This window comes from Pseudogemmobacter blasticus, assembly GCF_003071405.1.
Lineage (GTDB): Bacteria > Pseudomonadota > Alphaproteobacteria > Rhodobacterales > Rhodobacteraceae > Pseudogemmobacter > Pseudogemmobacter blasticus.
Genome location: NZ_CP020470.1, coordinates 1,259,810 through 1,276,012, shown reverse-complemented (window position 1 = coordinate 1,276,012; position 16,203 = coordinate 1,259,810). Strand labels below are relative to the sequence as shown.

Here is a 16,203-nt window from a genome sequence, read left to right as displayed (position 1 = left end):
AATGTCCGAGACACCCGCCGCCGGCCGTGCCGGGATGCGCAAGGAACTGCCCGAACATTTCCGCGACTATCGCAATGTCTGGGTCTTCATCGAGCTGGAACGCGGGCAGGTTCACCCCGTCAGTTGGGAGCTGATGGGCGAGGGCCGCAAGCTGGCCGACAGGCTGGGGGTGCAGCTTGCCGCCGTGGTGCTGGGCCCCAAGGATGAAGGCACCCGCACGGCGATCCGGCAGACCTGGGCCTATGGCGCCGACATCTGCTACATCTGCAAGGATGCGGTGCTGACGGATTACCGCAACGAACCCTATACCCAGGCGTTGACCGGGCTGGTCAATGCCTACAAGCCGGAAATCCTGCTGCTGGGGGCCACCACGCTGGGCCGCGATCTGGCGGGGTCGGTCGCCACCACGCTGAAGACGGGCCTGACGGCCGATGCCACCGAGCTGGCCATTGACGACGAGATGTCGCTGGCCGCCACCCGCCCCACCTTTGGCGGCACGCTTCTGTGCACCATCCACACGCTGAACTTCCGCCCGCAGATGGCCACCGTGCGCCCCCGGGTGATGGCGATGCCGGACCCCGACATGGCGCGCCCCGCCGGCCGCAGCGTCTGGTACACGCTGGGCGTGGCCGAGGCCGATGTCATCACCAAGGTGCTGGAATTCGTTGCCGATGCCACCACGAATGAGGTGAACCTGGCCTATGCCGACATCGTGGTCGCCGGTGGCATGGGGTTGCAGAATGCGGCCAATTTCCGGCTGGTCCGCGATCTGGCGGCGGTGCTGGGCGGCGAATACGGCTGTTCGCGCCCGGTGGTGCAGAAGGGTTGGCTGCCGGCCGAGCGCCAGATCGGCCAGACCGGCAAGACCATCCGCCCGCGGCTGTATATCGCCGCCGGCATTTCGGGGGCGATCCAGCACCGGGTGGGGGTGGAAGGCGCCGACCTGATCATCGCCATCAACACCGACCCGCAGGCCCGGATCTTCGACTTCGCCCATCTGGGCGTGGTGGCCGATGCGCTGCAGATCCTGCCCGCGCTGACCGAAGCCTTCGCCAGACGCCTTGGCCGCGAAACCCGTATCCTGGAGGAAGCGTGATGTCCGAACATTTCGATGCCATCGTCGTGGGGGCCGGGCCTTCGGGCAATGCCGCCGCCTATACCATGGCCAAGGCGGGGCTGTCCGTCCTGCAGATCGACCGCGGCGAATATCCGGGGTCGAAGAACGTGCAGGGCGCCATTCTTTATGCCGACGCACTGGAACGCATCATCCCCGATTTCCGCGAGGATGCGCCGCTGGAACGGCATGTGGTGGAACAGCGCATCTGGATGCTGGACGACAGGGCGCACACCGGCACCCATTACCGCAGCGACGATTTCAACGAGGCGCGGCCGAACCGCTATACCATCCTGCGGGCGCAGTTCGACAAGTGGTTCTCGAAGAAGGTGCGCGAGGCGGGGGCGCTGGTCATCACCGAAACCACGGTGACCGGCCTTGTCCGCAACGAGGCGGGCGCCGTGATCGGCGTGCAGACCGACCGCGAGGGTGGCCCGGTCTTTGCCCGCGTCGTGGTGCTGGCCGAAGGTGTGAACGGCCTTGTCGCGCAACGCGCCGGCCTGCGCCCCGAGCTGAAGCCCAACCATGTGGCGCTGGCGGTCAAGGAAACCCACTTCCTGAGCGAAGAGAAGGTGCAGGAACGCTTCAACCTGGCCGGCGAAGACGATGGCGTGGTGATCGAGGTGCTGGGCACCGTCACCTCGGGCATGGTGGGCACCGGCTTCCTGTACACCAACAAGGAATCCATCTCGATCGGGGTCGGCTGTCTGGTGTCGGACTATGCCGAAACCGGCATGGCGCCGTATGAGCTGCTGGACCGCTTCAAGCGTCACCCCTCGGTTGCGCCGCTGCTGCGCGGCAGCGAGATGAAGGAATATGTCGCACATCTGATCCCCGAAGGCGGCTACAACGCCATTCCCAAGCTGACCGGCGACGGCTGGCTGATCGTGGGCGACGCGGGCCAGTTCGTGAATGCCGTGCATCGCGAAGGGTCGAACCTGGCCATGACCACAGGGCGTATGGCGGCCGAGGCGATCATTGCGCTGCGCAAGGCCGACCTGCCGGTCACCGAGGCCAATCTGAAGATCTACCGCGATGCGCTGGCCGAAAGTTTCGTCATGCAGGACATGAAGAAATACCGCCACCTGCCGGCCACGCTGGAAAAGAACCGCGATGCGCTGTTCGGGGCCTATCCCCGCGCGCTGAGTTCGGCCCTGCAGACGCTGTTCCGCGTCGATGGCACCGCCAAGCGCGACAAGGAAAAGCAGATGCTGGGCATCGTGAAGAAAAGCCGCGGCTCATGGTGGGCCGTGGCCACCGACATGTTCAAGGTGGCGAGGGCCTGGAGATGACCGCGAAGGACAAGCCGGTGCGGATGGAAGAGCGGCTTTACCAGAACCGCTACATGGTGGACGAGGGGCGGCCGCATGTCCGCATCCACCACCAGGCCGAAGACAGCCCGCAACTGAAGACGCTGACCAGGATCTGCCCGGCGGGCTGCTATGCGCTGGATGAAAACGGCCGGGTGCAGGTGGCCGCCGATGGCTGCATGGAATGTGGCACCTGCCGCATCGTCTGTCAGGCCACGGGCGAGATCGAATGGTCTTACCCGCGCGGCGGCTACGGCATCCTGTTCAAGTTCGGCTGAACGTCGGCAGGCCGTCCGTTCGGGCGGGCCTGCCGGACCCAAGGGGAAAGCCATGCGCCATCCTGCCCGTCCCCCGTGCCGCGACACCGCGCCTGTGCGCGGGGCCGGCCCGCGCATGTTAGGCTGAAGGCCATGGAAATGTTCCAGGGCCAGACCCAGCAGCAGACCCGGGTGATGAGCGCCCAGATGCGCGAGTCGCTGTCGATCCTGTCGATGCCGGCGGGCGATCTGGCCGAACACATTGCCCGCATTGCCACCGCGAACCCGGCGATTTCCTGGTTGCGCGGGCCGCGGATGCCGGGGCGGGCCGTCGATTTCGACGCCGCCGCCGCGCTGGCCGCCGACCGGCCCAGCCTGATTGCGCATGTGACGGGCCAGATCGACCTGGCCTTTCCCGATGCCGCCGACCGGGCCGCCGCGCTGGTCTTTGCCCAAGGGTTGGAGCCGACCGGCTGGCTGGGCCCGCCGCTTGACCAGATCGCCGCCGAGGCGCGGATTTCCGGGGCGCAGGCCGAGGCGATCCTGACCCGGTTGCAGGGGTTTGAACCCACCGGCATCTTCGCCCGGTCGCTGGGTGAATGTCTGGCCTTGCAGGCGCGCGAGGCGGGCGTCTTGACCTGGGAGCTTGAGGCGCTGCTGGCCAACCTGCCGCTTCTGGCCGAGGGGCGGCACCGCGAACTGGCCGAGCTGTGCGATTGCGAACCGGCCGACATTCCGCAGATCGCCCGGCAGTTGCGCGCCTTTGATCCCAAGCCGGGGCAGGCCTATGCCTTTGATCCCGAACCCGTCTTTCCCCCCGATCTGGTGGCGCGCAGGGTGAATGGCGGCTGGCAGGTCGCGCTGCACCGTTCGGCCGCCTTTGCCATTTCCGTCCGGCCCGACCGCTTGCCCGAAGGCACGCGCGACCCTGCCGCCCGCAGCTTCCGCCGCAAGGCGCTGGCCGAGGCGCGGGCGCTGGCGCAGGCGCTGGAACGGCGCAACGCCACGCTTCTGCGCACCGCCGCCGTGCTGGTGGCGCGGCAGGCGGCGTTTCTGGATCAGGGGCCCGGCGCGCTGGTGCCGCTGACGCTGGAGGACGTGGCCGGGGAAATGGACCTGCACCCGTCCACCATCAGCCGCGCCACGGCGGGCCGGATGATCGACACGCCCATCGGCGCACTGCCGCTGCGCGCCTTCTTCAGCCGGGCGCTGCCGGGGGCGGGCGACGGGGCGGTTTCGCAAGACCGCGCCCGCGCCTTTGTCCGCCGTGTCATCGCCGAGGAATCCCCCGAGGCGCCGCTGTCGGACGATGCCATCGTGACGCTGGCCCGCAAGGCCGACCTGCTGCTGGCCCGCCGCACGGTGGCGAAATACCGGCTGGTTCTGGGCATCGCCGGATCGTTCGAACGCCGCCGCAAGGCACAGGCCCCGGCCGGTTTCGATATGGCCGCTTTGGCGAGATGATTCGGAGTGAAACAACCCATGGCTGTTTTCGGGGCGATGAATGTCGGGGCGGTCAGGGGGAAGGTGCCTGAAAATCCATCACATCGGTCGGCGGTCTTGCTGCATTGCAGCGCGGTCTTGCCGCAGCCGGGCCGCGACGGGCCGCTTTGCCGACGCATCGCCCCCGTCCTGCTACTATGAGCGGCAGGGCAGCCCGCTTCCCCTTGTTCCGCCAGCCTGCCGTTCGAGACCGCCATGAATGATGCCGTCCGCCCCGCCGCCCCCTCTGCCCGCGCCGACCTGTCGCCGACCCATCGCGCGGCGGTGCGGGCCGCGCGCAAGGAACATCTGGCGCTGAACGCGGTGTTCGAGGTGGCGAAGGTGCTGACCAGCACCCCCGACCCGATTGCCGCGCTGCCCGGCGTGCTGAACATCCTCAGCTCCTTTCTGGGCCTGTGCCACGGATCGCTGTCGCTGCTGGTGGAACCCGACCGGCCGATCACCAGCGGCGCGCGCAACCCCTGGGCCGTGGCGGCCAACAGCCTGGGACTGACGCCGAAAGGGCCGAGCACCGATTATCTGCCCGAACAGATTGCCCAGATGGTGTTTCGCACCGGCGTGCCGATCTCGACCTGGGATCTGGCCGAGGAGTTCGGCGCCGAGGCCGTTCCGCCTGTGCTGGCCGGCCAGCCCGTCCGCCTGATCGCGGTGCCGCTGCGCGAGAACGCCCGCAGCCATCTGGTGATCGGCGTGCTTTGCGCCTACCGGCTGGCGGGGGAAGATGGTGCCGGCTGGTGGGACCGCGACATTTCCGTTCTGACCATGGTCTCGTCGCTGCTGGAACAATCGCTGCGCTTCCGCCGCATGGTCGCCCGCGACCGTGAGCGGGTGATCGAGGAATCGCGCCGCGCGCTGGCCATGGCCACCGCCGTGGTGCCGCAGGCCCCGGTCAGCATTGACGGCATCATCGGCGACAGCCCCGCCATTGCCGAGGTCACCGCCCGCGTCCGCAAGATCGGCCCGACCCGCGCGCCGGTGTTGCTGCGCGGCGAAAGCGGCACGGGTAAGGAACTGTTCGCCCGCGCCATCCATGCCCTGTCTGACCGGCGCGAGAAGCCCTTTGTCCGCGTCAACTGTGCCGCCCTTAGCGAAACGCTGCTGGAATCCGAACTGTTCGGCCATGAGAAGGGCGCCTTCACCGGCGCCATGGGGCTGAAGAAGGGCCGGTTCGAGCTGGCCGACGGCGGCACGCTGTTTCTGGATGAGATCGGCGAGATCAGCCACGCCTTTCAGGCCAAGCTCTTGCGCGTGTTGCAGGAGGGCGAGTTCGAGAGGGTGGGCGGCACCCGGACGATCAAGGTTGATTTCCGTCTGGTTACCGCCACCAACCGCGATCTGGAAGAGGCGGTCGCCCATGGCCAGTTCCGCGCCGACCTGTATTTCCGCATCTGTGTGGTGCCCATCCTGCTGCCGCCGCTGCGCGCCCGGCCCGGCGACATCCGCCCGCTGGCGCAGGTCTTTCTGGACAGGTTCAACCGCGAGAACGGCACGAAGCTAAGCTTTGCGCAAAACGCCTTTGATACGCTGTGCAGTTGCAAGTTTCCCGGCAACGTGCGCGAGCTGGAAAACTGCGTGAACCGCGCCGCCGCCCTGTCGAACACCGATGTGATCGGGCTGGATGTTCTGGCCTGCCAGCAAGGCAGTTGCCTGTCGGCCGACCTGTGGCGGTTGCAGAAATCCGATGCCTCGCCCATTGGCGGGCTGGCTTCAGGGCTGATCGCCGACCCGGAACAGCCCGCGCCGGTGACACGTCCCGCGCCCCCGGTGACAATCGCGTCCTTCGCCCCGCCGGCCGCTGCGTCGCCGCCCGCCGGCGACAGCCGCCGCAAGACCGCCGACATGGAGCGCGAGGAACTGCTGGCCGCGATGAACCAGGCCGGCTGGGTGCAGGCCAAGGCGGCGCGGCTTCTGGGTATGACCCCGCGCCAGATCGCCTATGCGATCCGCAAGCACGGGATCGAGATCCGCCGGATCTGACCCGACGGCCTTTGTCGGCATTGCGACATTGTCGCCTTGCGGGGCGGGCTACCCGCGCCATCCCCCCGGATTTGCAGTGTTTTCCAACCTGGCACGCTTCTTGCTGCACCCTTTCTGCAACGGCAAAGACAGGGGGCGATGATGACGGCAGGCCTGGTGACCTTGGGATCGCTGAAAGTCGCCTCGCGTGACGATCTCAGCCAGTCGATCACCGGAACCGAAGCCACGGGCTGCAAGGCCACCGCCTGCGGATCGTCGGGCGGCCCCGCCGACATGGACCCGGCCACCTGGGCACGGGTGAAGGACCACCCCTGCTATTCGGAAGAGGCGCATCACTATTTTGCCCGGATGCACGTCGCCGTGGCGCCGGCCTGCAACATCCAGTGCAATTACTGCAACCGCAAATACGACTGTTCCAACGAAAGCCGCCCCGGCGTGGTCAGCGAACGACTGACCCCGGAACAGGCCGCGCGCAAGGTCATCGCGGTGGCGAACGAAATCCCGCAGCTTTCGGTGCTGGGCATCGCCGGCCCCGGCGACGCCGCTTATGACTGGCGCAAGACGAAGGAAACCTTCCGCCTCGTCTCGGCGCAGATCCCCGACATCAAGCTGTGCCTGTCGTCCAACGGCCTCGCCCTGCCGGACCATATCGACGACCTGGTCGCGATGAACATCGACCACGTTACCCTGACCATCAACATGCTTGATCCCGAAATCGGCGCGAAGATCTACCCCTGGATCTTTCACGACCACCAGCGCCTGACCGGCCTTGAAGCCTCGCGCGTGCTGCATGAGCGGCAGATGCTGTCGCTGGATCTGCTGGTCGCGCGGGGGATTCTGGTCAAGGTGAATTCGGTCCTGATCCCCGGCATCAATGACGCCCATCTGCTTGAGGTGAACCGCGAGGTGAAGCGCCGCGGTGCCTTCCTGCACAACATCATGCCGCTGATTTCCGATCCCGACCACGGCACCCATTTCGGCCTGACCGGCCAGCGGGGCCCGACGGCGGCCGAACTCAAGGCGGTGCAGGATGCTTGCGAAGGCGGTGCAAACCTGATGCGCCACTGCCGCCAGTGCCGGGCCGATGCCGTGGGCCTGCTGGGGCAGGACCGGGGGCAGGAATTCACCATGGATCTGGTGCCCGAACAGGTGACCTACGACCCCGCCGCCCGTGCCGCCTGGCGTGACTGGGTGGCGCATGAACGCGAAGACCGCCGCGCGGCGGTGGCCGAAGCCGAAGCCGCCACCGGCGCCGAGGTGGCCCCGCAGGAACAGCCGCTTCTGGTGGCCGTCTGCACCCAGGGCGGCGGGCGCATCAACCAGCACTTCGGCCATGCGTCCGAATTCAGGATCTACGAGGTTGATGCCAGCGGCGTCCGCTTCGTCACCCATCGCCGGGCCGACAATTACTGCACCGGCGGCGCGGGCGATGAAAACCGGCTGGCGCAGGTGATCCGCACGCTGGAGGGGGTGCCGGTCATCCTGTGCGCCCGCATCGGGGATTGCCCGCGCGACGATTTGGCCGCCGCCGGGATCGAGGCGATCGACACCCACGCCCATGATTACATCGAACCCGCGGTGGCCGCCGTCTACCGCGTCCGCAAGGCCGCGCCCGCCGCCACCCGTACTGCCTGAGCCAAGACGAAAGGAACAGCCATGGCCCTGAAGATCATCAAGTCGCAATGCACCGCCTGCGGGGCCTGCGAATTCGAATGCCCGAACGCCGCCGTCAAGTTCAAGGGCGAGAGCTACATCATCGACGCGGCGCTGTGCACCGAATGTGCGGGCCATTTCCCCAAGCCGCAATGTGCCGCCGTCTGCCCGGTGCCGGGCACCTGCGTGCCGGTCTGATCCGGTGCCGGGGGGGGCTGCGCCGGTGGATTGGCAGGGGGCGGCGCTGGACTGCGCCGCCTGCGCCTTCCGCGACCGGCTGGCCCCCGGCCAGTGCAGCCCGGGCTGGGCCTGCGGCAGGACCGCTATTCCCCCCGGATCGAGCGGTTTTTCGTGCTGAACCCCGATCTGGCCGACGCCTGCCTGGCGATGCCCTATTTCGAAACCCGAGCGCGGGCGGCGAAATATGCCACGCTGTTCCGCCTGCCGCGCCTGCTGTCCGATCCTGACCCGGCGGTGCGCGCCATGGCCGTGCTGCGGTTGCCTGCCGCGCAGGCGATGGCCTGCCGCCATGACCCCGACCGCGCCGTCCGCATTGCCGTGGCCCACCGTCTGCCAGCGCCCGACCTTGCGCCGCTCTGCGACGATGCCGATCCGGCGGTCCGGGCCGTGGTGGCGCGGCGGGCCGAGCCCGGCCTTCTGCCGCTGCTCTTGTCCGACCCCGACCCCGAGGTCCGCGCCCTTGTCGCCGCCCGCATCGGGGAAGCCTGGCTTGACCGCTTTGTTCTGGACGCCGATCCGCTGGTGCGCCGGGCCGCCGCCCGCCGCCGCCCCGGCCCCTTTGCCGCCGACCCCGATTTCCGCGTCCGTCATGCGGTGGCCGAAACCGCCGGCCCCGACATCCTGCGCCGCCTGATGGGCGATGGCGAAGACATCATCCGCGAAACCGCCGCCGCAAGGCTGGCCGAAGAGGAGAGCACCGATGCGGGATGAAGAGGTTGAACTGGTCCGCGACCCCGCCTTCCGCCCCGGCGACAAGGTGGTGTCGCGCAAGACGGTGCGCAACGATGGTACCATGTGGGGGCATGAGATCGGCGACATCGTCGTTCACAAGGGTGATGTGGGCTATGTCCGCGATATCGGCACCTTCCTTCAGCAATACTGGATCTACGCGATCGAATTCATCGACCGCGGCAGCATCGTCGGGATGCGCGAACGCGAACTGACCCCGATTTCCCCGACCACCCCGGAGATGCCCCGATGAAACTGATGATCCGCGAAACCCCGAAAGGGTTGCAGGCCTATGTGGCGAAGAAGGATCTGGAAGAGATGATCGTCGAGACCGAAAAGCCCGGCCTCTGGGGCGGCTGGGCGCGGCTGTCGAACGGCTGGCTGTTCGAGATGCCCGCCTTTGACGTGCCCCCCGCGCTGCCCACCAGCGTCGAGGCCCGCCGCCTGACCACGGGGGAAGACTGATGCCCGACACCCTTGATCTGGCGCTGGATCAGGTGGCGCGCGGCCAGCGCGTGCCCTATCTTGGCCCCGGCATCGCCGCGCTCACGCCGGGGTTGCCCGCCACCCCCGCCGCCCTTTGCGCCCTGATCGAATCCGAGGTGCGCGTTCCCCGCCGGGTCAGCGGCAACCTGTGGTCTGCCGCGCAATTCGTGGAAAGCCGCCGCTTCCGCGCCACGCTGGATGCGATCCTGCGCCGCGCCTTTGCCGGCACGCCCGCGCCGAACCCGGTGCAAAGCTGGCTGGCGGACCTGCGCCCGCCGCTGATCGTGGACACCTGGTATGACACCGGCCTGATCCGCGCCTTTGCCGAAACCGGCGCCGGCTGGGGCAGGGTGCAGGGCATCAGCCGGCAGGCCATCGCCACCGAGACCTGGTTCGCCGCCTTCGATGCCGCCGGCACCCGCCTTGCCGCCCCCGATCCGGCCTGGCCCACGCTGATCTACAAGCCGCATGGCATGGTGCAGGCGGGGTCTGACGTGCTGGTCTCGGACAGCGATTATGTCGAGGTGCTGACCGAAATCGACATCCAGAGCCCGATCCCGCCCGAAGTGCAGGCCCGCCGCACCGGCCGGCCCTTCCTGTTCCTGGGCGCGCGCTTCGATGACCAGATGCTGCGCATCTTCGCGCGCCAGATCGCCAAACGCTCTGCCCCCGGGCACATCGCGGTGCTGGAAACCCCGCTGACCCGGATGGAGGCGCTGTTCGTGCGGGATCTGGGCATCACCGTGCTGGACCTGCCGCTGTCAGAGGTGGTCGCCCGTATCACCCCCCGCGCGGCCCCGACGTCAGACGCGCTGACCGCCGCCGGCTGATCGGTGCCGCGGTCATCTTGCAGCCCGCGGCGAAACCGCATATCAACACCGCGTTGCCGCAGGCCTTGCCCCGGCAACGACAGAGCGGCGGGTATGGTGTAGTGGTAGCGCCTCAGCCTTCCAAGCTGATGGGGCGGGTTCGATTCCCGCTACCCGCTCCAGTCTTTCCAGAGAAACAGATCCCGTGCCCGGCGTGCAGGCGTCAGATGTTGCCGGCCTGCGGGAAGCCCAGGATGTGATAGCCGCCATCGACGTGGATGGTCTCGCCCGTTGTCGCCGCGCCATAATCGGAACACAGCCAGACCGCCGTGCCGCCGATGGTTTCCAGCGTGGCGTTCGACCGCAGCGGTGCGTTTTCTTCGGTATGGCGGAAGGTGGCGCGCGCGCCGCCGATGGCGCTGCCGGCCAGCGTCTTCATCGGGCCGGGGCTGATGGCGTTGACCCTGATCTTCTGCGGACCCAGGTCATTGGCCAGATAGCGCGTGGCGCTTTCCAGCGCCGCCTTGGCCACGCCCATCACGTTGTAATTCGGCGCGATCCGGTTCGATCCCTGGAAGGTCAGGGTGATGAGGCTGCCGCCATCGGGCATCATCGCTTCCGCCCGGCGGGCCACGTCGATGAAGCTGAAGCACGAGATGTTCAGCGAGTTCAGGAAATTGCCGCGCGTGGTGTTGACGAAGCGCCCCGTCAGTTCCGACTTGTCGGAATAGGCGATGGCATGGATCACGAAATCCAGCGTCTCCCACCGCGCGCGCAGCTTGGCAAAGCAGGCGTCCAGCGAGGCCTCATCCGTCACGTCCACATCGACCAGCAGGTCCGATCCGACCGAGGCCGCCAGCGGTTCGACCCGCTTGCCGAAGGCCTCGCCCTGATACGAGAACGCCAGCTCCGCCCCTTCGGCCGCCAGCGCACTGGCAATGCCCCAGGCGATCGACCGTTCGTTGGCGACGCCCATGACAAGCCCGCGCTTGCCCTTCATCAGATCGGCCATGGCCTGCTCCTCAGCCCCGGAAGGCGCTCATCACCAGTGTCGCATTGGTTCCGCCGAAGCCGAAGCTATTCGACAGCACCGAATCGTGCACCACGTCGCGCGTGACGGTGGCAATCTCTTCCGGCTTCAGTTCCGGGTCCAGTTCGGTGACATTGGCCGAGGCGGCGATGAACCCGCCCTGCAGCATGATCAGCGAATAGATCGCCTCATGCACGCCGGTGGCGCCAAGGCTGTGGCCCGTCAGGGATTTGGTGGACGAGATCGGCGGCACCGACCCTTCGCCAAAGACGCGGCGGATCGCCTTCACCTCGGTCACGTCGCCCGCCTGGGTGCTGGTGCCATGCGCGTTGATATAGGTGATCTTGCGGCCCTGGGGCAGGGTGGACAGCGCCAGTCTCATCGACCGCTCGCCGCCTTCGCCGCTGGGGGCCACCATGTCGTGCCCGTCCGAGGTGGCACCATAGCCGGTGACTTCGGCATAGATCTTCGCGCCCCGCGCCAGGGCGTGGTTCAGCTCTTCCAGCACCACCACGCCGCCGCCGCCGGCAATCACGAAGCCGTCGCGCGTGGCGTCAAAGGCGCGGCTCGCGGTGGCCGGGCTGTCGTTGTATTTCGACGACATGGCGCCCATCGCGTCGAACAGGCAGGACAGTGTCCAGTCCAGTTCCTCGCCGCCGCCGGCAAACACGATGTCCTGCTTGCCCATCTGGATCAGCTCGGTGCCATTGCCGATGCAATGCGCCGAGGTGGAGCAGGCCGAGGTGATGGAATAGTTCACGCCCTTGATCTTGAAGGGCGTGGCCAGGCAGGCCGAGGTGGTGGACGACATGCCCTTGGTCACGCCGAACGGGCCAATCCGCTTGGGGCTGCCGCTTTCGCGCACGATGTTATGCGCCTTGAAGAACGACTTGGTGGACGGACCGCCCGACCCGACGATGATGCCGGTGCGTTCGTTCGACACATCGGCCTCGGTCAGCCCGCTGTCCGCGACCGCCTGTTTCATGGCGATGAAGTTGTAGGCCGCCCCATCGCCCATGAAGCGCAGGTCGCGCTTGTCGATATGGTCTTCCAGCACGATGTTCGGCTGCCCGTGCACCTGGCTGCGGAAGCCGCGTTCGGCATAATCGGGGGCGAAGACGATGCCGGATTTCCCGGCGCGAAGAGAGGCCTCGACCTCGGCCACGGAATTGCCGATGGGCGAGACGATGCCGAGGCCGGTGATGACAACACGACGCATGGGCCAGAACCTTTCGTTTGCCTGTCAGCTCGCCGAGAGGGCGACCTTCATGTCCTTGACGAGATAGATGGTTTCCCCATCGGCTTCCACCCGGCCATCCGCCACACCCATGGTCAGGCGGCGGGTCTGCACGGCCTTGGTGAAATCGACGTAGTAGCGCAGCATCTTGCGGTCAGGCCGCACCATGCCGGTCAGCTTGACCTCGCCCACGCCCAGGGCATAGCCGCGGCCTTCCCAGCCGCGCCAGCCCAGGTTGAAGCCGGTCAACTGCCACAGGCCATCCAGCCCCAGGCAGCCGGGCATGATCGGGTTGCCGGGAAAATGGCAGCCGAAGAACCACAGGTCGGGCTTGATGTCGAATTCGGCGACCACATGGCCCTTGCCGTGTTCGCCGCCGTCCTCCGAGATTTCGGTGATGCGGTCCATCATCAGCATCGGCGGCTCGGGCAATTGCGCATTGCCCGGCCCGAACAGTTCCCCCCGCGCACAGGCGAGCAGATCCTCGCGTTCGAAGCTTGTCGGATAGCGCCCCATCGGCCCGGCCTTCCTGTCTGTTCCCTCGGCATCGGTGTAACAGAGGCACGGAACCAAGGGCAAGGGCAGCGCCGGGCGGCGGGGCGGGGGTTTTCGATTGAAAACGATCCCATACAACCTATATATGATGTTGAGATTATGGGACTAGCGGTATGACGCCGACGCGCGACGACCTTGTCACTTCCTGGCTGGATCGGGGCAACCTGCGCCCGACCCGGCAACGCCTTGCCTTGGCGTCGCTTCTGGTGGGCGACGGCGAAAATCGCCATGTCACCGCCGAAAGCCTGTATGAAATGGCCGGCGCGGCGGGTGAAAAGGTCAGTCTGGCCACGGTCTACAACACCTTGCGCGCCTTTTGTGACGCCGGCCTGATGAACGAAGTGGTGGTCGACGGGGCCCGCAGCTATTTCGACACCCGGATGGACGATCACCCGCATTTCTTCTGGGAAGACACCGGCACCCTGACCGATGCCCCGAAGGATGAGCTGACCATCTCCGCGCTGCCCGCGCCCCCCGAGGGAACCGAGATTTCGCGCGTTGACGTGGTGATCCGCCTCCGCCGTCTCTGACGCCCTCTCTGCATCACGGCGCGACCGCGACACCCGGCCGCATGTCTCTGGCCCGCGCCGGCACGGGGATTTCCAAACAAACGCCATCAGGGGCACAGACCCATGCCCCTTCATCTGTCCGCAAATATCCCGGGGGTCCGGGGGCAGCGCCCCCGGCTTTCAGGGCAAGGGGTCAGACGCTGGCTTCGTCGGCGTCCCAGGCCTCGATGATGCGGGCCACCAGCGGGTGGCGCACCACGTCCTTGGCGGTGAAGTAGTTGAAGCTCACGCCCTTCACCCCCTTCAGGATGCGCTCGGCTTCCGACAGGCCGCTGGTCACCCCGCGCGGCAGGTCCACCTGCGTCCGGTCGCCGGTGATGACCATCCGGCTGCCTTCGCCAAGCCGGGTCAGGAACATCTTCATCTGCATGGCCGTGGCGTTCTGCGCCTCGTCCAGCACGACAAAGGCGTTCGACAGTGTGCGCCCGCGCATGAAGGCCAGGGGTGCGATCTCGATCCGCTTTTCCTGGATCAGCTTTTCCACCTGTTTCGACGGCAGGAAATCGTTCAGCGCGTCGTAAAGCGGCTGCATGTAGGGATCGACCTTTTCCTTCATGTCGCCCGGAAGGAAGCCCAGCCGTTCGCCCGCCTCGACCGCGGGCCGCGACAGCACGATCTTCTCGACCGCGCCCGAGATGAACATCGTCACCCCCACCGCGACCGCCAGATAGGTCTTGCCGGTGCCGGCCGGGCCGATGCCGAAGCCCAGTTCATGCGCGAACAGGTTTGCCACATAGGCCTTCTGCGCCTCGGTCCGCGGTTCGATGGGTTTCTTGCGGGTGCGCAGTTCCATGCCTGGGTTGAACAGCTCGATCTGCTCGCCTTCGCCCGCCGGTGCCATCGGGCGGCCCATGCGCAGCGCGCCGTCGACATCGCCCGCGCCCACCGGCCGGCCCGCCTCAAGCCGGGCATAAAGCGACCGAAGCACCGCCGCCGCCTGTTCCCGCGCGCCCTTTTCGCCCACCACCGCCAGCCGGTTGCCGCGCCGCAGCACATGCACACCCATCTGATGCTCGATCTGCGCCAGATTGCGGTCGAACTCGCCGCACAGCTCGATCAGAAGCCGGTTGTCGGGAAATTCGAGGAGCGTTTCGACAACATCCTCGGGCTTGGTCGGGGGGGTCAGCGCGCTGATGCCCAATAGGGTCTCCTCAGGGTTAAGGGCCTTCCAAGGGATGGTGCGGCCTGTCGGATCATCTGGCAAGGATTTTCATCCCTGCCACAACATCTTGCGCGCAGATGTGAAGCTTTCGCGACGATCCTGCCGTTCGGGCGGGCAAAATGGCGCCGATCAGCCGGGCAGGCGGCGCGCGGCCAGCGAATTGGTCGAACTGGCGATGACCTCGACCTGAACCAGATCGCCCACCTGGCCTTGCGGATCATCGACATGCACCGCCATCAGGTGATCCGACTTGCCAACCATCTGTCCGGGCAGGCGGCCGGGCTTTTCATACAGCACGCCCACCCGGCGCCCGACCATCGCCTTTTGCGCGGCGTGCTGCTGCGCGGTGATCAGCGCCTGCAACGCCTGCAACCGTGCATCGGCCACCTCGGCCGGCACGGGCGGCTTTTCGGCGGCCGGGGTGCCGGGGCGGGCGGAATACTTGAAGCTGAAGGCCGCGCCATAGCCCACGGCGCGGACCAGATCCAGCGTCGCCTCGAAATCGGCATCGGTCTCGCCGGGGAAGCCCACGATGAAATCGCTGGTCAGCAGGATGTCGGGGCGGGCGGCGCGGATGCGGTCGACCAGCCGCAGATAGCTGTCGGCGGTGTGGCGGCGGTTCATCGCCCGCAGGATGCGGTCGCTGCCCGATTGCACCGGCAGATGCAGATAGGGCATCAGGCTGGCCACATCGCCATGGGCGGCGATCAGGTCATCGTCCATGTCGTTGGGGTGGCTGGTGGTATAGCGGATACGCTCCAGCCCCGGAATTTCATCCAGCGCGCGGATCAGCCGGCCCAGCGTCCAGGCCCCGCCCTCGGGGCCCTCGCCGTGAAAGGCGTTGACGTTCTGGCCCAGCAGCGTGATCTCGCGCACCCCGCGCGCCACCAGATCCTGCGCCTCGGCCAGCAACCGCGCCACCGGGCGGCTGACTTCCGAGCCGCGCGTATAGGGCACCACGCAGAAGGTGCAGAACTTGTCGCAGCCTTCCTGCACGGTCAGAAAGGCCGTCGGCCCCCGGCTGGCCTTGCGGGCGGGCAGGTGGTCGAACTTGTCTTCCGGCGGAAATTCGGTGTCCACCACCTGACCGGGGCTGCGCGCCATCTCGGGCAGCCGGTGATAGGCCTGCGGCCCCACCACCAGATCGACCAGCGGCATCCGCCGCAGGATTTCCGCCCCCTCGGCCTGCGCCACGCAGCCGGCAACGCCGATCTTGAGATCGGGCTTGGCCAGCTTCAGCGGCTTCAGCCGGCCCAGGTCGGAATACAGCTTCTCGCTGGCCTTTTCGCGGATGTGGCAGGTGTTCAGCAGCACCATGTCCGCCTCTTCCGCCACCTCGGTCAGCACATAGCCCTCGGCGCCCATGGCTTCGGCCATGCGCTCGCTGTCATAGACATTCATCTGACAGCCATAGGTCTTGAGAAACAGCTTCTTCGCTTCGCTCATGGGCCGGCGCCTCCTGAAGCGCGGTTCTTACACCGCGTCCGGCGCTGCGGCAACGCCGCAGGTCTTGCCTTGCGGCGCCGATTGGCGGAACTTGCGCGCGCCCAAACTCGTGTAACCGGACGCCGT

At 67.2% G+C, this 16,203-nt stretch carries 18 protein-coding genes and 1 tRNA gene; 14 read left to right on the top strand and 5 right to left on the bottom strand.

Annotated elements, in window-relative coordinates; genetic code table 11:
- Position 1 precedes the first annotated feature (1 nt).
- The 13 genes from B6K69_RS06195 to B6K69_RS06140 all read left to right on the top strand — a co-directional run bounded on the left by B6K69_RS06195 (position 2) and on the right by B6K69_RS06140 (position 10,260).
- A complete protein-coding gene (locus tag B6K69_RS06195) occupies positions 2-1,096 on the top strand; it encodes an electron transfer flavoprotein subunit alpha/FixB family protein (protein ID WP_108643166.1) in 1,095 nt (364 codons plus the stop codon).
- Complete coding sequence (locus tag B6K69_RS06190) at positions 1,096-2,406, top strand: FAD-dependent oxidoreductase (RefSeq protein WP_108643165.1); 1,311 nt, start codon at positions 1,096-1,098, stop codon at positions 2,404-2,406. The genes B6K69_RS06195 and B6K69_RS06190 overlap by 1 nt, the downstream gene beginning before the upstream one ends.
- The gene (locus B6K69_RS06185; RefSeq protein WP_107674623.1) at positions 2,403-2,702 is read left to right on the top strand and encodes a ferredoxin family protein; all 300 of its coding nucleotides are present in this window, start codon (positions 2,403-2,405) and stop codon (positions 2,700-2,702) included. The genes B6K69_RS06190 and B6K69_RS06185 overlap by 4 nt, the downstream gene beginning before the upstream one ends.
- 132 nt (positions 2,703-2,834) lie before the next feature.
- Positions 2,835-4,145, top strand: coding sequence for an RNA polymerase factor sigma-54 (rpoN, locus tag B6K69_RS06180; protein ID WP_108643164.1), 1,311 nt, complete (start codon positions 2,835-2,837; stop codon positions 4,143-4,145).
- 234 nt (positions 4,146-4,379) lie between these two features.
- Positions 4,380-6,161, top strand: a complete 1,782-nt coding sequence (gene nifA, locus B6K69_RS06175; protein ID WP_108643163.1) for a nif-specific transcriptional activator NifA — start codon at positions 4,380-4,382, stop codon at positions 6,159-6,161.
- A 141-nt stretch (positions 6,162-6,302) separates the two neighbouring features.
- Complete coding sequence (gene nifB, locus B6K69_RS06170) at positions 6,303-7,796, top strand: nitrogenase cofactor biosynthesis protein NifB (RefSeq protein ID WP_108644804.1); 1,494 nt, start codon at positions 6,303-6,305, stop codon at positions 7,794-7,796.
- Positions 7,797-7,817: 21 nt separating this feature from the next.
- Positions 7,818-8,012 (top strand): 4Fe-4S binding protein, encoded by a 195-nt coding sequence (locus B6K69_RS06165; RefSeq protein WP_108643162.1) that lies wholly within the window; start codon positions 7,818-7,820, stop codon positions 8,010-8,012.
- Positions 7,942-8,172, top strand: coding sequence for a 4Fe4S-binding leucine-rich repeat protein (locus B6K69_RS18645; protein ID WP_418260402.1), 231 nt, complete (start codon positions 7,942-7,944; stop codon positions 8,170-8,172). The genes B6K69_RS06165 and B6K69_RS18645 overlap by 71 nt, the downstream gene beginning before the upstream one ends.
- A complete protein-coding gene (locus B6K69_RS06160; RefSeq protein WP_236939017.1) occupies positions 8,106-8,765 on the top strand; it encodes a 4Fe4S-binding leucine-rich repeat protein in 660 nt (219 codons plus the stop codon). The genes B6K69_RS18645 and B6K69_RS06160 overlap by 67 nt, the downstream gene beginning before the upstream one ends.
- A complete protein-coding gene (locus B6K69_RS06155; protein ID WP_108643161.1) occupies positions 8,755-9,036 on the top strand; it encodes a nitrogen fixation protein NifZ in 282 nt (93 codons plus the stop codon). Before B6K69_RS06160 ends, B6K69_RS06155 begins: the two co-directional genes overlap by 11 nt.
- Positions 9,033-9,248: a putative nitrogen fixation protein NifT gene (nifT, locus tag B6K69_RS06150; RefSeq protein ID WP_107674617.1), complete on the top strand. Its 216-nt coding sequence runs from the start codon at positions 9,033-9,035 to the stop codon at positions 9,246-9,248. Before B6K69_RS06155 ends, nifT begins: the two co-directional genes overlap by 4 nt.
- Positions 9,245-10,099 carry an SIR2 family NAD-dependent protein deacylase gene (locus B6K69_RS06145; protein WP_206340556.1) on the top strand — a complete coding sequence of 285 codons (855 nt, stop codon included), beginning with the start codon at positions 9,245-9,247 and terminating at the stop codon, positions 10,097-10,099. The genes nifT and B6K69_RS06145 overlap by 4 nt, the downstream gene beginning before the upstream one ends.
- A gap of 87 nt (positions 10,100-10,186) precedes the next feature.
- A tRNA-Gly gene (locus tag B6K69_RS06140) sits at positions 10,187-10,260 on the top strand.
- Between the two features lie 41 nt (positions 10,261-10,301).
- On the opposite strand, the gene B6K69_RS06135 is transcribed toward B6K69_RS06140, so the two are convergent.
- The 3 genes from B6K69_RS06135 to fabA are packed head-to-tail and all read right to left on the bottom strand — an operon-like array spanning position 10,302 to position 12,861.
- A complete protein-coding gene (locus B6K69_RS06135) occupies positions 10,302-11,090 on the bottom strand; it encodes an enoyl-ACP reductase FabI (protein WP_108643159.1) in 789 nt (262 codons plus the stop codon).
- A gap of 10 nt (positions 11,091-11,100) precedes the next feature.
- A complete protein-coding gene (gene fabB / locus B6K69_RS06130; protein WP_108643158.1) occupies positions 11,101-12,327 on the bottom strand; it encodes a beta-ketoacyl-ACP synthase I in 1,227 nt (408 codons plus the stop codon).
- Between the two features lie 24 nt (positions 12,328-12,351).
- Positions 12,352-12,861: a bifunctional 3-hydroxydecanoyl-ACP dehydratase/trans-2-decenoyl-ACP isomerase gene (gene fabA / locus B6K69_RS06125; RefSeq protein ID WP_107674613.1), complete on the bottom strand. Its 510-nt coding sequence runs from the start codon at positions 12,859-12,861 to the stop codon at positions 12,352-12,354.
- Positions 12,862-13,013: 152 nt separating this feature from the next.
- Between fabA and irrA the strand changes: the two genes are divergently transcribed.
- On the top strand, positions 13,014-13,430 hold the full coding sequence (irrA, locus tag B6K69_RS06120) for an iron response transcriptional regulator IrrA (protein WP_107674612.1): 417 nt from the start codon (positions 13,014-13,016) through the stop codon (positions 13,428-13,430).
- A 172-nt stretch (positions 13,431-13,602) separates the two neighbouring features.
- Here the strand turns inward: irrA and B6K69_RS06115 are convergent, their stop codons facing one another.
- Together B6K69_RS06115 and miaB are read right to left on the bottom strand one after the other, a co-directional pair.
- Positions 13,603-14,610 carry a PhoH family protein gene (locus B6K69_RS06115; RefSeq protein WP_108643157.1) on the bottom strand — a complete coding sequence of 336 codons (1,008 nt, stop codon included), beginning with the start codon at positions 14,608-14,610 and terminating at the stop codon, positions 13,603-13,605.
- A 150-nt stretch (positions 14,611-14,760) separates the two neighbouring features.
- Positions 14,761-16,077, bottom strand: a complete 1,317-nt coding sequence (gene miaB / locus B6K69_RS06110) for a tRNA (N6-isopentenyl adenosine(37)-C2)-methylthiotransferase MiaB (RefSeq protein WP_108643156.1) — start codon at positions 16,075-16,077, stop codon at positions 14,761-14,763.
- Positions 16,078-16,203 lie beyond the last annotated feature (126 nt).

What these genes read in the sequence shown, in the direction of transcription:
- B6K69_RS06165 (WP_108643162.1), top strand. Translation starts at nt 7,818, where the DNA reads ATGGCCCTGAAGATCATCAAGTCGCAATGCACCGCCTGCGGGGCCTGC.
- nifT (WP_107674617.1), top strand. Translation starts at nt 9,033, where the DNA reads ATGAAACTGATGATCCGCGAAACCCCGAAAGGGTTGCAGGCCTATGTG.
- fabA (WP_107674613.1), bottom strand. Translation starts at nt 12,861, where the DNA reads ATGGGGCGCTATCCGACAAGCTTCGAACGCGAGGATCTGCTCGCCTGT.
- B6K69_RS06185 (WP_107674623.1), top strand. Translation starts at nt 2,403, where the DNA reads ATGACCGCGAAGGACAAGCCGGTGCGGATGGAAGAGCGGCTTTACCAG.
- nifB (WP_108644804.1), top strand. Translation starts at nt 6,303, where the DNA reads ATGACGGCAGGCCTGGTGACCTTGGGATCGCTGAAAGTCGCCTCGCGT.
- nifA (WP_108643163.1), top strand. Translation starts at nt 4,380, where the DNA reads ATGAATGATGCCGTCCGCCCCGCCGCCCCCTCTGCCCGCGCCGACCTG.
- B6K69_RS06190 (WP_108643165.1), top strand. Translation starts at nt 1,096, where the DNA reads ATGTCCGAACATTTCGATGCCATCGTCGTGGGGGCCGGGCCTTCGGGC.
- B6K69_RS06195 (WP_108643166.1), top strand. Translation starts at nt 2, where the DNA reads ATGTCCGAGACACCCGCCGCCGGCCGTGCCGGGATGCGCAAGGAACTG.
- rpoN (WP_108643164.1), top strand. Translation starts at nt 2,835, where the DNA reads ATGGAAATGTTCCAGGGCCAGACCCAGCAGCAGACCCGGGTGATGAGC.
- miaB (WP_108643156.1), bottom strand. Translation starts at nt 16,077, where the DNA reads ATGAGCGAAGCGAAGAAGCTGTTTCTCAAGACCTATGGCTGTCAGATG.
- B6K69_RS06135 (WP_108643159.1), bottom strand. Translation starts at nt 11,090, where the DNA reads ATGGCCGATCTGATGAAGGGCAAGCGCGGGCTTGTCATGGGCGTCGCC.
- B6K69_RS06155 (WP_108643161.1), top strand. Translation starts at nt 8,755, where the DNA reads ATGCGGGATGAAGAGGTTGAACTGGTCCGCGACCCCGCCTTCCGCCCC.
- fabB (WP_108643158.1), bottom strand. Translation starts at nt 12,327, where the DNA reads ATGCGTCGTGTTGTCATCACCGGCCTCGGCATCGTCTCGCCCATCGGC.
- irrA (WP_107674612.1), top strand. Translation starts at nt 13,014, where the DNA reads ATGACGCCGACGCGCGACGACCTTGTCACTTCCTGGCTGGATCGGGGC.